Source organism: Klebsiella sp. DY2415 (assembly GCF_026314315.1).
GTDB lineage: Bacteria > Pseudomonadota > Gammaproteobacteria > Enterobacterales > Enterobacteriaceae > Klebsiella > Klebsiella ornithinolytica.
On record NZ_CP111115.1, the window covers coordinates 215,472 to 230,779 of the forward strand.

General features: G+C 56.9%; 15 protein-coding genes. 4 read left to right on the forward strand and 11 right to left on the reverse strand.

Translation table 11 applies throughout. The features are described from left to right. Positions 1 to 4 precede the first annotated feature (4 nt). On the forward strand, positions 5 to 916 hold the full coding sequence (glyQ, locus tag OQV00_RS01015; RefSeq protein ID WP_004126458.1) for a glycine--tRNA ligase subunit alpha: 912 nt from the start codon (positions 5 to 7) through the stop codon (positions 914 to 916). Positions 917 to 925: 9 nt separating this feature from the next. Beyond that, a complete protein-coding gene (gene glyS, locus OQV00_RS01020; protein WP_004868810.1) occupies positions 926 to 2,995 on the forward strand; it encodes a glycine--tRNA ligase subunit beta in 2,070 nt (689 codons plus the stop codon). Between the two features lie 98 nt (positions 2,996 to 3,093). On the opposite strand, the gene OQV00_RS01025 is transcribed toward glyS, so the two are convergent. Both OQV00_RS01025 and OQV00_RS01030 read right to left on the reverse strand, forming a co-directional pair. Further along, positions 3,094 to 3,282: a hypothetical protein gene (locus OQV00_RS01025; RefSeq protein ID WP_004868809.1), complete on the reverse strand. Its 189-nt coding sequence runs from the start codon at positions 3,280 to 3,282 to the stop codon at positions 3,094 to 3,096. A gap of 75 nt (positions 3,283 to 3,357) precedes the next feature. Continuing rightward, positions 3,358 to 3,567 carry a YdgH/BhsA/McbA-like domain containing protein gene (locus tag OQV00_RS01030; protein WP_004868808.1) on the reverse strand — a complete coding sequence of 70 codons (210 nt, stop codon included), beginning with the start codon at positions 3,565 to 3,567 and terminating at the stop codon, positions 3,358 to 3,360. Between the two features lie 378 nt (positions 3,568 to 3,945). On the opposite strand from OQV00_RS01030, the gene OQV00_RS01035 reads away from it, so the two are divergent. Next, positions 3,946 to 5,565: an ABC-F family ATP-binding cassette domain-containing protein gene (locus tag OQV00_RS01035; protein WP_266279701.1), complete on the forward strand. Its 1,620-nt coding sequence runs from the start codon at positions 3,946 to 3,948 to the stop codon at positions 5,563 to 5,565. Positions 5,566 to 5,666: 101 nt separating this feature from the next. Here the strand turns inward: OQV00_RS01035 and cspE are convergent, their stop codons facing one another. The 3 genes from cspE to OQV00_RS01050 form a co-directional block, all read right to left on the reverse strand. Beyond that, positions 5,667 to 5,879, reverse strand: a complete 213-nt coding sequence (cspE, locus tag OQV00_RS01040; RefSeq protein WP_004868803.1) for a transcription antiterminator/RNA stability regulator CspE — start codon at positions 5,877 to 5,879, stop codon at positions 5,667 to 5,669. 261 nt (positions 5,880 to 6,140) lie between these two features. Further along, entirely contained in the window at positions 6,141 to 6,431 is a 291-nt protein-coding gene (locus OQV00_RS01045; RefSeq protein WP_004868797.1) for an HTH-type transcriptional regulator, read from the reverse strand. Between the two features lie 242 nt (positions 6,432 to 6,673). After that, positions 6,674 to 8,032: an MFS transporter gene (locus tag OQV00_RS01050; RefSeq protein ID WP_004868795.1), complete on the reverse strand. Its 1,359-nt coding sequence runs from the start codon at positions 8,030 to 8,032 to the stop codon at positions 6,674 to 6,676. Positions 8,033 to 8,472: 440 nt separating this feature from the next. Here OQV00_RS01050 and OQV00_RS01055 point away from each other — a divergent pair, with 440 nt between their 5' ends. Next, complete coding sequence (locus tag OQV00_RS01055) at positions 8,473 to 9,183, forward strand: DUF3053 domain-containing protein (RefSeq protein WP_104897008.1); 711 nt, start codon at positions 8,473 to 8,475, stop codon at positions 9,181 to 9,183. Between the two features lie 57 nt (positions 9,184 to 9,240). On the opposite strand, the gene ghrB is transcribed toward OQV00_RS01055, so the two are convergent. From ghrB to OQV00_RS01085, 6 genes are all read right to left on the reverse strand, one after another. Further along, positions 9,241 to 10,212: a glyoxylate/hydroxypyruvate reductase GhrB gene (ghrB, locus tag OQV00_RS01060; RefSeq protein WP_015585542.1), complete on the reverse strand. Its 972-nt coding sequence runs from the start codon at positions 10,210 to 10,212 to the stop codon at positions 9,241 to 9,243. A gap of 24 nt (positions 10,213 to 10,236) precedes the next feature. After that, the gene (locus OQV00_RS01065; protein WP_004868788.1) at positions 10,237 to 11,517 is read right to left on the reverse strand and encodes an MFS transporter; all 1,281 of its coding nucleotides are present in this window, start codon (positions 11,515 to 11,517) and stop codon (positions 10,237 to 10,239) included. A gap of 84 nt (positions 11,518 to 11,601) precedes the next feature. Next, entirely contained in the window at positions 11,602 to 12,540 is a 939-nt protein-coding gene (locus OQV00_RS01070) for a sugar kinase (protein ID WP_004868786.1), read from the reverse strand. Between the two features lie 3 nt (positions 12,541 to 12,543). Then, positions 12,544 to 13,293: a sugar phosphate isomerase/epimerase family protein gene (locus OQV00_RS01075; protein WP_004868783.1), complete on the reverse strand. Its 750-nt coding sequence runs from the start codon at positions 13,291 to 13,293 to the stop codon at positions 12,544 to 12,546. 110 nt (positions 13,294 to 13,403) lie between these two features. Continuing rightward, on the reverse strand, positions 13,404 to 14,420 hold the full coding sequence (locus OQV00_RS01080) for a LacI family DNA-binding transcriptional regulator (RefSeq protein WP_266279704.1): 1,017 nt from the start codon (positions 14,418 to 14,420) through the stop codon (positions 13,404 to 13,406). A gap of 123 nt (positions 14,421 to 14,543) precedes the next feature. Beyond that, entirely contained in the window at positions 14,544 to 15,206 is a 663-nt protein-coding gene (locus OQV00_RS01085) for an OmpA family lipoprotein (protein ID WP_004868780.1), read from the reverse strand. Positions 15,207 to 15,308: the final 102 nt, after the last annotated feature.

Sequence of the window (15,308 nt, forward strand, 5' to 3'; positions counted from 1 at the left end):
TAATATGCAAAAGTTTGATACCAGGACCTTCCAGGGCCTGATCCTGACCTTACAGGATTACTGGGCTCGTCAGGGCTGCACCATTGTTCAACCACTGGACATGGAAGTTGGCGCCGGCACCTCTCATCCAATGACCTGTCTGCGTGCGCTGGGGCCAGAGCCGATGGCGACTGCCTATGTGCAGCCTTCCCGTCGCCCGACCGACGGCCGCTACGGCGAAAACCCGAACCGCTTACAGCACTACTATCAGTTCCAGGTGGTCATTAAGCCCTCGCCGGACAACATTCAGGAGCTGTACCTCGGGTCTTTGAAAGAGCTGGGTATGGATCCGACCATTCACGACATCCGCTTCGTGGAAGATAACTGGGAAAACCCGACGCTGGGTGCCTGGGGTCTCGGCTGGGAAGTGTGGCTGAACGGGATGGAAGTGACGCAGTTCACCTACTTCCAGCAGGTCGGTGGCCTGGAGTGTAAGCCGGTGACCGGCGAGATCACCTACGGTCTGGAACGTCTGGCGATGTACATTCAGGGCGTTGACAGCGTTTACGACCTGGTCTGGAGCGACGGTCCGCTGGGTAAAACCACCTACGGCGACGTGTTCCATCAGAACGAAGTGGAGCAGTCCACCTACAACTTTGAATACGCAGACGTCGACTTCCTGTTCTCCTGCTTCGAGCAGTATGAGAAAGAAGCGCAGCAGCTGCTGGCGCTGGAAAACCCGCTGCCGCTGCCTGCCTACGAGCGCATTCTGAAAGCCGCCCACAGCTTCAACCTGCTGGACGCGCGTAAAGCCATCTCCGTCACCGAGCGTCAGCGCTATATTCTGCGCATTCGCACTCTGACCAAAGCCGTGGCAGAAGCGTATTACGCTTCCCGTGAAGCCCTGGGCTTCCCGATGTGCAACAAGAATAAATAAGAGGCGGCCATGTCTGAAAAAACTTTCCTGGTGGAAATCGGCACCGAAGAGCTGCCACCAAAAGCCCTGCGCAGCCTGGCGGAATCTTTTGCTGCGAACTTTACCGCGGAGCTGGATAACGCTGGCCTCGCTCACGGCAACGTCGAGTGGTTCGCTGCTCCTCGCCGTCTGGCGCTGAAAGTCGCTGGCCTGGCGGCGGCTCAGCCCGATCGCGAAGTCGAAAAACGCGGCCCGGCGGTTTCTGCTGCGTTCGACGCGGAAGGCAAACCGAGCAAAGCGGCCGAAGGCTGGGCGCGTGGCTGCGGTATCACCGTTGACCAGGCCGAGCGCATGGTCACCGACAAAGGTGAATGGCTGCTGTATCGTGCGCATGTGAAGGGCGAAAGCGCGGAAGCGCTGCTGCCGAACATGGTGGCGACGTCGCTGGCAAAACTGCCGATCCCGAAACTGATGCGCTGGGGCGCGTCCGACGTGCAGTTCGTGCGTCCGGTTCACACCGTGACCCTGCTGCTGGGCGACAAAGTCGTTCCGGCAACCATTCTGGGCATTGCCTCCGATCGCGTGATTCGCGGCCATCGCTTTATGGGCGAACCGGAATTCACCATCGACAATGCCGATCAATACCCGCAAATTCTGGTTGAGCGCGGCAAAGTCATTGCTGACTACGAGCAGCGTAAAGCCAAAATTAAGGCCGATGCCGAAGAAGCGGCGCGCAAAATTGGCGGCAACGCCGATCTGAGCGAAAGCCTGCTGGAAGAAGTGGCCTCTCTGGTGGAATGGCCGGTGGTGCTGACCGCGAAATTCGAAGAGAAATTCCTCGCGGTACCGGCAGAAGCGCTGGTTTACACCATGAAAGGCGACCAGAAGTACTTCCCGGTTTATGGCAATGACGGCAAACTGCTGCCGAACTTTATTTTCGTCACCAACATCGAGTCGAAAGATCCGCTGCAGATTATCTCCGGGAACGAAAAAGTGGTTCGTCCGCGTCTGGCGGATGCCGAGTTCTTCTTCAACACCGACCGTAAAAAGCGTCTGGAAGATCATCTGCCGCGTCTGCAAACCGTGCTGTTCCAACAGCAGCTGGGTACGCTGCGCGACAAGACTGACCGCATTCAGGCCCTGGCGGGCTGGATTGCGGGCCAAATTGGCGCAGACGTGAACCACGCCACGCGTGCGGGCCTGCTCTCCAAGTGTGACCTGATGACCAACATGGTGTTCGAGTTTACCGACACCCAGGGCATCATGGGCATGCACTACGCGCGTCACGATGGTGAAGCCGAAGATGTGGCGGTGGCGCTGAACGAGCAGTATCAGCCGCGCTTTGCCGGTGATGACCTGCCGTCTAACCCTGTCGCCTGCGCCGTGGCGATCGCCGATAAAATGGATACCCTCGCGGGCATCTTCGGCATCGGCCAGCATCCGAAGGGCGATAAAGACCCGTTTGCGCTGCGTCGTGCCGCGCTCGGCGTGCTGCGTATCATCGTTGAGAAGAACCTGAACCTGGACCTGCAAACGCTGACCGAAGAAGCGGCGCGTCTGTACGGTGATAAGCTGACGAACGCCAACGTAGTCGATGACGTCATTGACTTCATGCTGGGTCGTTTCCGCGCCTGGTACCAGGATGAAGGCTACACGGTCGACACCATCCAGGCGGTACTGGCACGTCGTCCGACTCGTCCGGCTGATTTCGACGCGCGCATGAAAGCGGTGTCTCACTTCCGTACGCTGGAAGAAGCGGCCGCGCTGGCAGCAGCCAACAAGCGCGTGTCCAACATCCTTGCGAAATCCGAAGAGACGCTGAACGACGCCGTCCACGCTTCCGTGCTGAAAGAAGCCGCAGAGATCAAGCTGGCGACCCATCTGGTGGTACTGCGCGACAAACTGCAGCCGTTCTTCGCCGAAGGCCGTTATCAGGAAGCGCTGATCGAACTGGCTTCCCTGCGTGAACCGGTAGATGAGTTCTTCGAAAACGTGATGGTCAATGCGGAAGACAAAGAGGTCCGTATCAACCGTCTGACGCTGCTGTCGAAACTGCGTGACCTGTTCCTGCAGGTGGCGGATATTTCCCTGCTGCAATAATCGCCTGTTTTGCATAACAAAAAACCTGCCCTGGGGCAGGTTTTTTTATGCCGGTAAGCGACTCTCTCGCCCACCCGGACGCCTTTCGGCGGCCAGATTTACTGCAAATTCCCCGCGGTCAGACTCTCTTTATCAAAAGCGTGGCTGACGTTAATACGGTTCTGATGCACTGAGGTATCCATGTTGGACCCGGCTTCCGGCTGCGCGGGGCGATGCTCTGCGGCGATGGCACCGGATGACAATGAAGCGGCCAGAAACAGGGCAGCGATCGCGCTGAGATTTTTCATTTTATCTTCCTTTTCATCGTGCTGTCGTTGTCGCCTGTCTGGTTAACCTTCGGCGGCCCGGCAGAGCAGATTGCGTTATTTGGTCAGTTCTGCGGTCATGTGCACGCGGTTATTGAACTGGGCGCTGGTAATTTTATAAGAGGCACCTTGTTCTGCGGCCTGGGCGGCAATTTTTGCTTCAGCGCGATCCAGCGTGGAGGCGGTGGAGCTGACGCTCTGTGCGAAAGCACCGAAAGACATCAGAGAAAGAGCAGAAACTGCAACGAAAGTTTTGATGGATTTCATGGTCGTATTCCTTAAATGATTTTGTTTGATATAGAGCGTTGTTGCTCTGATGTGATAAATAATAGAACGATTATCGATCGATTAAAATTGGAACAATTTGCGCATCTCATTCAAAAAAATAGAATGAAAAGTAAGCGTGTAAAACGGGGTTATTTCGAGGCCGTTTGACGTTCCTGCTGCGGGAGAACCGCTCAGCCCGAACGCGTTTGCTGAAAAATTCATCTTGAAATGAAGGGGCGAGTATGGCTATCCTGTGCCCCGACGAACCCCTCGTCTCACAGAGAGCACACTGAAAATGGATAAACACACCTGCTGAATTCGGTCCTTGCTGGCGCACTGCGTCTGTAGGGGAAGTATGAATTTCATTCAGGAGTGCTTATGGCCCATTGTGCCCAATCCCCCTCTTTTATTTTGCATCAGGTCACCTGTCAGTTTGCGACGGGAGAAACGCTTTTTGGCCCGTTGAATGTCTCGCTGGAAAATTCCCTCTGTGGCCTGGTCGGGCGTAATGGCGTCGGGAAAACCCGCCTTCTGCGCCTGCTGGCCGGTATCGATACGCCTTCTGGCGGACATATTGAACGGCCCGTTTCTCTGGCCTGTGTTGCTCAGCAGCACACGATAACCCCGCAGACCACGTTAGCCGCACTGCTGGGCTACGGACCACACTTTGCTGCCTTGCAGCGCCTCGGGCGCGGTGAGGCCCTGGCTGACGATGTCGATTGCCTCGAAGGTTTCTGGAATCTCCCGGATCGCCTGAGTGCAGGTTTCCGCCAGGCCGGTTTAGCGGATTTCGATCCTGACCGACCCGCATCATCATTGAGCGGCGGGGAGCGGGTGAAAGCTCTGCTGTGCGGCGCCTTTCTCTCCGCGGCCGATTACCTGCTGCTGGATGAGCCAACCAATCACCTGGACAGGCAGGGGCGCGACTGGCTGTATTACCAGCTTGAATGCTGGCCTGGCGGGGCGTTGATAGCCAGTCACGATCGCGCGCTGTTGGCCCGCATGTCGCGCATACTCGAACTGACGCCCGGTGCGTTGCGAAGCTACGGCGGTAACTATGCCGATTATCAACTGCAGCGCGATGCGGAGCAGCAGGCGGCGCGCGCGGCGCTAGACCATGCCGCCACCGAGCGTCGTCGCACGCGCGCGCGGATGCAAAAAGAACACGATGCCAGCCAGAGGCGTTCTGCTCAGACGCTGCGCGTGGTGGATACGCTGAATATCGCCTCTTTTGAACGGGTAAAATATAAAGGGGCGGCGAAGGAGCGGCCTGGCACACTGCATCGCCAGCACCGGGAGCAAAATAGCGCGCTGAATGCCGCGGTTGTTCAGGCTCGTGAGCGGGTGGAGGAGGACGCCGCGGTGATGTTCACTCTGCCGGGAAGCCAGGTTGCCGCTGGCAAACAGGTGTTGGTCCTGGAAGCTTTGCAGCTGGCATTCTCTGCCATGCCGCCACTCGACTGGCGTCTTGACGGGCCGCTGCGCGTGGCGTTACGTGGCCCCAACGGCTGCGGGAAAACCACGCTGCTGAAAACGTTGGTCGGTCTGGAATCACCGCTATCCGGCGAGTGCCGGGTGTCGGTGCAGGCGGCCTGGCTGGATCAGCATCTCACGCAGCTGGACCTGTCGCTGTCGGTAATGGCGCACCTTAATCTTGATGACACACCGCTGGAGGCGGGTGTATTACGCAGCCGCCTTGCCCGGCTGCAGCTGGGCGCGGATAAAATTAATCTGCCGCTGTCGGCTTTAAGCGGCGGCGAACGGCTCAAAGCCGCGCTGGCCTGCGTGCTGTGGCGGCGTGAAGCGGCGCAGCTTCTGCTGCTGGATGAGCCGACAAACCATCTTGATTTGGCTTCCGTTCGGGCTATTGAGTCGGCTTTAGCCACCTTTCCTGGCGCGATGATTGTCGTCTCTCATGATGAGGATTTTTTGCGCGGCCTGCGGCTGACCCACTCTCTGGCGTGGCAGGAGGATGGCTGGCATTTCTCAGCGCTTTAAAGACAAAAAACCGCCCTCTGATGAGCGGCGGTTTTTTATTAGCAGATAAAAAAAATCCCCGCCGCGAGGCAGGGATCTTAAATTCTGAGCTTAATTTAAGCTTACAGGCTGGTTACGTTACCAGCTGCCGGGCCTTTAGCGCCGCTTTCGATGGTGAAGGAAACTTTCTGACCTTCATCCAGAGATTTGTAGCCATCGTTCATGATAGCGGAGAAGTGTACGAATACATCTTTAGAACCGTCATCAGGAGTGATGAAGCCGAAGCCTTTGTCAGCGTTGAACCATTTTACGATACCAGTCATTTTACCGGACATAGCGAAATACCTTTAAATAATAAATGAACCTTTCGGCGATACGGTCTGGACTACAGATTTGAAGCTATAAAGGGAAAGTTCACTACCGGGGTATCTATGATAACCGCTCAAGGACTACTCTATACTAATGCTCTGTGGTCTGTACATCAAACCTGCGAGCATTAACTCATTTTTGCGGTGCGATAGCAAACCTTTTTTCACAGAAATAAAAACGGTCCCGATATAAGGACCGTAACCAGACCTGATTCTTATTATAGAACTTTAGTCAATAAGCTGCCTTGAAAGCTGCGGGTTTGCCTGAATCAGGCGCATTAATTTGAGTTCCGTGGGTGAGGGCTTCACCCGTCTTGACTCCCACTCTTGTACCATCGCCACGCTGACGCCCATGGCATTGGCAAAATCATCAATTTTCAGGCCAGTGCCTTTGCGAAGCTGTTCAAACTCGCTACATGCGGTCTGCTTACGAGGCTGGGCGATCGTTTGCGAAATATCTTTAAAAACAATTTGTTCCAGGCTGCTAAGCAGTTCAAACACGGGATCTTTATATTCCATTGAGAACTCCTTCTGTCACACAGCAAAAGAGATATTTAGTGAAGCCTATTAAGAATAGTCAGAAAAAACGCAAAAAATAGTCACGGGGGTGATTATGTGCAGACAGCCTATCGTCTGAACGGGTATTCGGGGATGAAAACGGCAGATAAGGTGATGATTAATCATCAGACGTGTCGCAAGAGAAAATTTTTGTAAACAGAGAAGAAATCTGCCAGGCCAGCGGTTGCCCGCTGGCCTGAGGGTCAGGCTTTTTGCATATTGTCGGCTTTCGCCTGCGCAGATATCGGCTGGCTCTTGCTGGTCTTATATTTCACCAGCAGCGCGATGGCGGATAAAAACGCCGGAATCGACAGCAAGGTAAAGATGGTCACGAAGGAGAGCTGCGCCTGCATCAGGAAGGCGCCGCTGAAGGCACCAAGGATCCCGCCAAACCGGCCGATGCCCAGCATCCAGGCGACGCCGGTCGCCCGGCCCTGGGTGGGATAAAATCCGGCGGCCAGGGCCGGCATTGATGATTGCGCGCCGTTCATAATGCTGCCGGCAATAAAGACCATCACGCCCATTAGCACCAGACTGTTGGTTGAGAAGCCGACCAGAAAGACGAAAACGCCGGTCAGCAGCCAGCCTACGGCGACCACTTTATTGGGGTTAATCTTGTCCATCAGGGCGCCGAGGATCAGCACCCCGATGCCGCCGCCCAGCGGGAACAGCGCGGTGATAATCGAAGCCTGGCTCATTGACGCGCCGGTTTCGCGAATCAGCAGCGGAAGCCAGCTGGTCAATAAATAGAAAATCAGCAGCCCCAAAAAGTAGGTCATGCACAGCATCAGGGTACCGACGAGATAACGGGGGGAGAAAATAACCGCAAGGGCCGATTTGTCTTTCACCTGGCCGGCTTCGCGCAGCTCGAATTCAACCTGGTCAGGCAGCGGGGCAATACGGCGCAGAATGGCGGCAATGCGCTGCGATGGCTGGCGCTTGACCACCAGATAGCGCGCCGATTCCGGCAGTAAGAACACCAGCGCGACGGCAAGCAGCAGAGGCATCACGCCGCCCAGTATCAGCACGCTTTGCCAGCCGTAATGCGGAATCATCCAGGCCGAGAGGAATCCACCCAGCGAAGATCCCATCGGGAACCCGACGAACATCAGATTGACCAGCAACGCGCGACGGCGTTCCGGCGCATACTCGCTCATCAGCGTTGCCGCGTTTGGCATGGCGGCACCCAGCCCGAGGCCGGTCAGAAAGCGCAACAGCGTCAGTTGATTCAGGCTGGTGGCGAAGGCAGTTAACAGACTAAAGCTACCGAAAACCACAATCGACATAAGCAGCACTTTTTTTCGGCCAATGCGGTCGGCCAAGGGGCCTGCGGTCAGCGCGCCCACCGCCAGACCGACGAGCGCAGCGCTCATCACCGGGCCTAATGCGGATTTTTCCACGCCCCATTCCTGCACGAGGTCGGAGGCAATAAAACCGATGATGGCGGTATCAAACCCGTCCATCGCGACGGTGATAAAACACAGGGCCAGAATCATCCACTGGTACTTCGTAAACGGATGTTCGTTGATAAAAGCCTGAATATCGATGGTTGTTTTATGCATACAGCATTCCTGGCAGCCAGAGCGGGGGACGGAGCCGGGCGATTATCGCCTCCCTCGCTGTCGTTAATGTGATGTGTGCGATAATCGAACGTATCGCCGTTAATCGCTCATTTATCAAATCACTGAACCTGGCTTCAGGCAACGCAGTCGGCCCAGGAAGCGTGCGATTATCGTTCGCTTTCACGGGTTAGGTCCGCAATAATGATTTTATTTATAATGAAATCAATTTGTTGCTGGTCATTTTTCGCGGGCGAGTTATGGCGTTAATTGTGATGGGCTTAACAGACGCCCGCGTTCACCCGTCAAACGCCGCGAACGGTACTTTTCCTGCGTAAGATTGTCAGGAAAGAGTATCCTGCAAGGCCGACCTGGACTATCCTTGTCAGCGTCTGGCACGTGTGTGTCTGTGTGCGCTTTTTTTGGCTGAAAGGAGTAAAAAAATGGCGACAGGAAAGTCCTGCTCTCGCTGGTTTGCGGCTATTGCGGCCTTATTAATGGTGGTTAGCCTGAGTGGGTGTTTTGATAAAGAAGGCGATCAGCGCAAAGCGTTTATCGACTTCCTGCAAAATACGGCAATGCGTAGCGGCGAACGTCTGCCGACGCTGACAGCCGATCAGAAAAAACAGTTCGGTCCTTTTGTTTCCGATTACGCGGTGATTTACGGCTACTCACAGCAGGTAAGTCAGGCGATGGATGCGGGTCTGCGTCCGGTCGTAGACAGCGTGAATGCGATTCGCGTTCCGCAGGATTATATGACTCAGCGTGAACCGCTGCGCCAGGCAAACGGCGCGCTGGGCGTGCTGAGCCAGCAGCTGGAAAATGCGAAAATGCAGGCCGATGGCGCACATAGCGCGCTGAAGCAGAGTGACGATCTGAAACCGGTCTTTGACCAGGTTTACAATAAAGTCGTGACCGCACCGGCAAACGCGCTGCAGCCGCTGATTCCAGCCGCGCAGGTCTTTACTCAGCAGCTGGTGCAGGTGGGTGATTTTATCGCTCAGCAAAATACTCAGGTGAGCTTCGTGGCAAACGGGATTCAGTTCCCGACCTCGCAGCAGGCCAGCCAGTATAACGCTCTGATTGGCCCGCTGGCTGCCCAGCATCAGGCTTTCAACCAGGCGTGGACGGCGGCAGTTAACGCAACGCGTTAACCGGTTCGTCAACCCGGGTCAGGTATTGACCTCGACCCGGGTGACTTCAGCTTACCTTCACTTCACCTGCGGATTGACGCAGTTCTTCTCGACCTGACCATTCAGCGCATCAATCAAATTATCGACCGCACACGCCGCCATATTGTAGCGGGTCTCATGAGTGGCCGAACCGATATGCGGCAGCGCGACGACGTTCGGTAGCGTGAGCAGCGGCGACTCTTTCGCCAGTGGCTCCTGCTCGAAAACGTCCAGACCGGCCGCGTGGATTTGGCCCTTTTGCAAGGCCGAGATCAGCGCCTTTTCGTCGACAACCGGGCCGCGGCCCGCATTAATAAAGATGGCGGAGGGCTTCATTTTCGCGAATTTTTCCGCGTTGAACAGGTGATGAGTCTCGGCGGTCAGCGGCAGGATCAGACAGACAAAGTCGGCTTCCTGCAGCAGCGTATCCAGATCGCAGTAACGCGCGTTAAAGCGCTCTTCCGCCTGCGGGTGACGGCTGCGGGCGTTATACAGAATCGACATGCCAAAACCGGCGTGCGCGCGCTGCGCCAGGGCCATCCCGATACGGCCCATGCCCACGATCCCCAGCGTTTTATGGTGCACATCGCTGCCGAACCAGTCCGGGCCGATGCTTTTCGTCCACTCCCCGGCTTTCACCCGGTTGGCGACCTCCACCACCCGACGGGATGTGCTGAGCACCAGCGCCATCACCGTATCGGCTACGGTTTCAGTCAGCACGGTCGGCGTATGCATCAGCAGCACTTTGCGTGCATTCAGCGCCTCTACATCGAAGTTGTCATAGCCGACGGAAATCGTGGAGGTCGCACGAAGCCTGGGCATTTTCTCCAGTAACGCGGCATCAACTTTTTCGCTCGACCCCAGCAGACCTTCCGCCTGGGCAAAGGCTTCCGCGTGCTGCTGGACGGTGTCAGGGCTCAGGTTTTTCACCTGAGTGACGGTAAAGTGTTTTTCCAGACGTTGCTGCAGGTCGTCGGGAAGCGTTTTATAGAGAATAACGGACGGCTTCATGCGGATCTCCGTAAGTTGTAAAAGTCAGGCGTGACGAGCGCCGATGGGGAGCTTTTGATTGTTAGCAGGCTTAACAATTAAAGTAAGCCATACCGAGGCGAAAAGCGCCACTCCCATGAAAATGTATGAGGCTGAAGGGCTGCCGGTGGTGCCGTTCAGGTAGCCCACGAACCACGAACCAAAGAATGACCCTAATGCCCCCATGCTGTTGATGAGCGCCATTGCGCCGCCGGCGACGTTACGCGGCAGCATTTCCGGAATAATGGCGAAGAACGGGCCGTAAGGGGCATACATTGCCGCTCCGGCAATCACCAGCAGGGTATAAGAGGCCCAGAAATGGTTAGCGCCGACGGCCCAGGAGCCAATAAAAGCCAGTCCGCCAATCAGCAGCAGCGGCCAGACGAACAGTTTACGGTTCTGCATTTTATCGGAAGCCCAGGAGACGACGATCATCGCAATAGTCGCGGCCAGATAAGGCACCGAAGAGAGCCAGCCGACTTCCACCATCCCCATATTGACGCCGCCGCTGCGGATAATGGACGGCAGCCACAGAACAAAACCGTACACGCCGATGCTCCAGGCAAAATATTGCATGCACAGCAGAATGACGTTGCGTGAGCGGAAGGCTTCGCCGTAGTTACGCACGGCTTTAATACCCTGCTGCTCGCTCTCCAGCTGCGCCTGCAGCGCGGCTTTTTCGTTTTCCGACAGCCAGTTCACCTGCGACGGTTTATCTTTGACCAGCACCCACCAGCAGAAAGCCCAGAGGACGGCCGGCACGCCTTCAATAATAAACATTTCACGCCAGCCGAAGGACTGAATCAGGTAGCCGGAGACCACCGACATCCACAGTACCGTGACCGGGTTACCGAGGATTAAGAAGGTGTTGGCGCGTGAACGTTCTGATTTGGTAAACCAGTTACTGATGTAAATCAGCATTGCTGGCATAACGGCCGCTTCAACGACGCCGAGAATAAAACGGATCGCCGCCAGCGCGGGGATATTGTGCACCATCCCGGTCAGCGAGGCGCAGGCGCCCCACAGGATCAGGCAGATGAAAATCAACTTACGTACACTACGGCGTTCAGCATAAATCGCCCCCGGGATCTGGAAGAAGAAATAGCCGAGGAAGAAAAGGGCGCCAAGGAGCGACGAGATGCCTTTGGTAATGCCTAAATCTTCCGTAATGCCCGCTGCCGAAGCAAAGCTAAAGTTTGCGCGGTCGAGATACGCCAGGCTATACGTGATAAACACGATAGGCATGATGTACCACCAGCGTTTCGTTGCATTGGTAGAGCTGTTCATAGGCTTGCCTCTAAAGTTGAGGTTCATGACGCCGCCGCCGTATGTAGGGTACAGAGGAGGCCGTTATTATGACGCGGGTCCAGGCTATTCGCCCAGCGCCTCGCGTGTGGGTAATCCTTCGCTGTCGCCCTGGACCTGAATGGCCAGCGAACCAATTTTATTGCCGCGCCGTATCGCCTGCTGCAGCGTTCTGCCCTCGAGCAGAGCGCTAATCACGCCGACGGCAAAACCATCGCCGGCGCCCACGGTATCCACGACGTTATCGACTTTGATGGCTGCGACTGCGCCCTGTTCGCCCGCGGCGGTTTTGTACCAGGCGCCGTCGCAGCCGGTTTTAATGATCACGGCCTGAACGCCGCGCGTGAGATAGAAATCGGCAATCCCCTCCGGGGTCCGTTGGCCGGTGAGGATCATGCCCTCTTTGATACCCGGCAGAACCCAGTCGGCCTGAAACGCCAGCTGATTAAGTTTTTCCACCATCTCGGCTTCGCTTTTCCACAGCACCGGGCGCAGATTCGGATCGAACGAGATGGTCTTCCCCTGGGCCTTCATCGTGGTGGCCGCCTGCTCCAGCAGGGCGTATGAACTCTCCGACAGCGCAGCGGCCACGCCGCTAAGGTGCAGGTGGCGAGCGCTGGCGAAGTATTCGGCGCGAAAGTCTTCGGGCGACAGATGGCTGGCGGCAGAACCTTTGCGGAAGTATTCCACAATGGGATCGGTTCCATTTTCAACTTTAGATTTCATCTGGAAGCCGGTTGCATAGCGGCTGTCTTCGCTGACGCCGCGCGCATCAATCCCTTCTTTGGCCAGCGAATGAAGCACAAAACGGCCGAAGCTGTCTTTACCCACGCGGCTAACCCAGCCGACTTTCAGCCCCAGACGAGCCAGGCCGGTGGCGACATTCAGCTCTGCGCCGGCTACGCGTTTCATAAAGTGTTCTACTGCGGCCAGATCGCCGGTTTCCGTCGCGACAAACATCGCCATCGCTTCTCCGATGGTGATGACATCTAATGCGTTTTCCATGGCTTACTCCTCGCGTAACAAATTCACATAGCGACGGGTTACGGCCGTCAGATCGTGACCCACCAGCGGAAATTCGATACCGCGCGGGGCATCGGCGGGCAGGTTGTCGAGCAGCGCCAGCCAGCGTGCCGGAGCTTCATCGGGCGGGACGGCGCGAAAGTGCGCATGATGCGGCTCTGCGGCTTTGACATGGATATAGCTGACGGCGGGGGCCAGATGCCGTGCGGCCTCTTCCGGCGAATCGCCGACCCACAGCCAGTTACCCATATCGAAAGTTAAGGTAACCGGCAGCTGATTCACCCGACAGGAGGCTTTAAAGCGCTGCATCGGCGCCAGCTGGCCGCAGTCGGTCTGGTCGTTTTCCACCACCAGCGCCATGCCGCTCTCCTGCAGGATGCGGCGCAGCGATTCGAGTTCGTTGTTATGGATAAAATGGCCGAGCGACAGTTTTAACCACAGGGCGTTGAGGGTCTGCGCTTCGCGCAACAGCGCCGGCAGGCGCGGGTTAAGGGCGCCATCCGCTTCAAACAGGGCTTCCGGCGCAGAGTAGCAGGCCAGCAGGTTGTGGCGCTCGATGGTAGCGGCCAGCGCCGGCAGCTGGTTGAGCTCGTCAGCGCTGAATAACTCACGGCGGATTTCCACGCCGTCGGCGCCGGAGCCGGCGATAAACGGCAGTACGGCGGACTGCCCGCCAAGTTCTTTAATGCAATCATGACCATAGGCGGCGGTCACGACAATAATTTTTCTGGCCATCTGACAAACTCCCGGTAGCGCTGTAGCAAATCACTCTATTACGCTAGATGGTACCGGTTCCAAAGAAAAGGAGAGGATGTCTGATTTATGATCACCATCACGAAGGAGAGTTATCGGGAGGTCGATCCGCGCACGATCAGTTCACCGGAGAAGACCCGCTCGCAGATGGGGTCGTTAGCGCCTTCAATTCGGCGCACCACCTGCTCAACCGCGGCATAGCCAATCTGCCACGTGGGCTGTTTGAGCGTAGTAATCCCCACGCCCGCCAGCTCCGCCCACTCCAGTTCGTCGAAGCCGAGCAGGCCGATGTCGCTGCCCCAAACCAGGTCGATTCGCTTGAGCGCGCGCGCAACCTGTAGCGTCAGGGCGCCGTTGGCGGAAATCAGCGCCTTGCGCATGCCGCGGTGGCGGGAGTGAAACTGGCGCAGCACCGTATCGAGCATAGCGCCGTCGTTAAGCGGAACTTCCGCGTTTTCCGCGACGATGCCGGCGTAGCGCTGGAGGGTGGCGCGAAACGCGCTCAGACGTTCGCGACGGGTGTTCACCGAACCGAGCGGCTCGCTGAGGAACAGCAGGGCTTCAAACCCTTTCTCCACCAGATGTTCTGTGGCGGTCGTCGCGGCCTGGGTGTTGTCCAGACCGACGACATCGCAGGCGAAGTCCGGAATCTTGCGGTCAATGAGCACCATCGGCAGCGCCGACTGCTGCAGGCGATTCAGCCCCTCTTCGCGCATCCCGACGGCGTTGACCACGATCCCCTCAACCTGGTAGCTGCGCAGCAGGTCGAGATAGTGCAGCTCCTGGTCGAGCTCGTTATTGGTATTACACACCAGCAGAGTAAAGCCCTTTTCGCGACAGGCCGCTTCGATGCCGCTGAGGACATTGACCGAGTAGGGGTTGGTGATATCGGCGATGATCAGACCAATCAGCCGGGTACGGCCATGTTTCAGGCCACGGGCCATCAGGCTGGGGCGGTAGTTAAGTTCGGCAATCGCTTTTTCAATGCGCGCCAGCAGGTCGTCGGAAAGCAGGTGCTTTTCGCCATTGAGGTAGCGTGAAATGCTGGTTTTTCCGGTCTTTGCGGCTTTCGCCACATCGCTAATGGTTGCTCGCGCCGCTTTCGCCATGATGGCTTCCTTTGCTGAAATCTGGAGAACACCTTAGCGCGAAAATCTGCTATATCAAGCATTTTGCCCGGCAAGCGGCGCTTACCGGGCGAAGGATGCGGTGGTCGGGGTCGACCGCCGGACTTACTGGAGCGGGCTCAGGGTGATCTCTACGCGACGGTTTTGCGCTTTCCCTTCCGCCGTGGTGTTGCTGGCGATGGGGTTCGCCGGGCCCATGCCGCTGGTGCGAATACGGTTTGCCGCCACGCCCTGGGTGATGAGGGCGCTGGCAACGCTGTCGGCGCGCTGCTGCGACAGGCGCATATTCAGATCCTGACCGCCGGTGCTGTCGGTGTAACCCACGACATTAACCGCGGTTTTCTCATACTCTTTCAGCACCATGGCCACGCCGGTCAGGGTGTTCGCCCCGGCCGGTTTCAGGTTGGCGCTGCTGCTGTCAAAGGTGACGTTATTTGGCATGTTCAGCACGATGTTATCGCCATTTCGCGTCACGCTGACGCCCGTTCCCTGCATTTTCTCGCGCAGTTTTGCTTCCTGCACATCCATGTAATAACCGATGCCGCCGCCCAGCGCCGCCCCGGCCGCTGCGCCAATCAGCGCGCCTTTGCCGCGATCTTTTTTCGACGAGGAGAGTGCGCCGACGCCCGCGCCGACCAGCGAGCCGATCCCGGCGCCGATGCCGGATTTCCCCGCTTCGCGTTCGCCGGTATACGGATTGGTGGTACAGCCAGAAATCGCCAGGGTGCCGCTAACCACAGCCGCAATCATGAGTACGCGTTTTTTCATGTTATTTCCTTAATCCTTTTTATTCTTTGTCACAGCGCGCGTGACGGTTGATTATGACGCCCAATTACGTAGAAAATTCCCCGGACCGGCTCTCTTTTTGTA